Below are 1728 nucleotides of genomic sequence, written 5' to 3' on the forward strand. Positions count from 1 at the left end.
CCTGGTGGGTGGCACGGGGGCCGACTATTTACAAGGCGGGCAAGGCACTGACATCTACGCCATTGACACCGCCAATTTTGGGACAGACCTGATCGACGATGCCGATGGCCTGGGCCAGATCAGCTACTTGGGCAGCAAGGTGAGCAATAACAACTTTTATCTGGAGGCTGCATGAACATCACAAAAAAAACAGGGGCAGTGGTTGCGATTATAGGTTTTCTGGTCATCTGGCTGGGTGTGCCTACATTCAATAAATGGCGCGCTGACAAGCTGGTAGATGAGCTATGCGCCAAGGATGGGGGCGTTAAAGTCTATGAAACTGTCACGTTGCCGAAGGAACGCTTTAATCAGTGGGGGCAGTTTGAGGTATTTGACCAAAGGTTTATGAAACCAAGTGATGAGTATTACACCGTTTGGGAAACGAAAAAAATAAAAGGTGATCCTGACTCTGAAGAAATTTGGAAACTCACTATTTATCAAGATCATTTTTTTCTTTATAGAGCAATTGATAAAAAATTACTTGGCGAAGCTATTGGGTATGTCAGACGCGGTGGCGATCCTATAAACCCATTTATGCCATCTTCTCACGCCTGTCCTAGTGCGACGGACAATGATTTAAGCAAACAAATTTTTTTGAAATCAAGTAATCAATAATTTTTTGACAGGAAATAATCATGGCAACGATTCAAGAACTATACATTCAGTCTCTATTGGCTCAGGCAGCTTATGCAAACCTGCAAATTGGTATACCACAGCAAAGCTCCTTGCGGCAAGACGCCAATATGTCAGTTACTCAAGCTGCTGAGTTCGCTTCCCAATGGCGGGTTGTCAACCAACTTAACGATGCTTCGGTTACGGGTGTTTCGGCGACACTGTTTGAAGAGATCGCGACGGGTAAAAAATATTTAGCTGTGCGCGGGACCGAATTTACCAATGTTCCAGATCTATTGGCAGACTACGTTTTATCAAACGGATTTCCGTCAACCATGAATCTGCAATATCAAAAACTTAAACAAACCATTGATACCTGGACTGCTAATGGCACCATACCGATTAATTTCACGGTTACTGGTCACTCATTAGGAGGCTATCTTGCCTCCGCTTTGGCAATCGATTACGGTAGCCGTATCAGTGCCACCTACACCTACAATGCTCCTGGTGTTGACGGAATCTTCAGCCCGATTGTGAATGTCTTGCGCAGCGCATTAGGAGTAAGCGGTAATGCTCCGCTTGCTAACCTCATCAATGTCCGTGGCACGGCAGGTTGGTCGGCAATTGCAGGTGTAGGAAATCAGCTGTCCCCGCCTCTGATGGTTGAAACCGAAACCAACATCAACCCAGTGCTTCACCACAGTATCGTTAATCTCACCGATAGCCTGAGTCTTCTCAATGTATTTGCCCAACTTGATGCCACTCTGAGCGTCGATGCAGGTAATAAAATTATCGCGGCGGCTAGCAATCAAGAATCAGCCGAACGTGAACGAGCGCTGGATGCAATACGAAAAATTATCCAAGGATCGACCAGTATCCCTACTCAAATTGATAATCGTGAAAATTATTATCAGAATCTCCAAGACCTCCAAAACAGCAGCACCTTTAAGGCGCTCGCCGGCAAACTCCAAATCACCGCGACAACAGCCAACGCTGAGAGCGCCAAGAGTGACTTTGGTCAGTTTCTAAGTTTGTATTACCTCACTCCCTTTACCGTGAGCACGCCTGATGCGGGTA

The 1728-nt window shown here is 46.1% G+C and carries 2 protein-coding genes; both read left to right on the top strand.

What is annotated here, in order from left to right:
- Positions 1-171 precede the first annotated feature (171 nt).
- Positions 172-654 carry a hypothetical protein gene (locus tag DU000_RS12545; protein WP_114403751.1) on the top strand — a complete coding sequence of 161 codons (483 nt, stop codon included), beginning with the start codon at positions 172-174 and terminating at the stop codon, positions 652-654.
- Between the two features lie 20 nt (positions 655-674).
- A partial coding sequence (locus DU000_RS12550; protein WP_205074075.1) for a Tle-like phospholipase domain-containing protein occupies positions 675-1728 on the top strand: 1054 nt, incomplete at its 3' end.

The sequence above is a fragment of the Parvibium lacunae genome (assembly GCF_003335215.1).
Lineage (GTDB): Bacteria > Pseudomonadota > Gammaproteobacteria > Burkholderiales > Burkholderiaceae_D > Parvibium > Parvibium lacunae.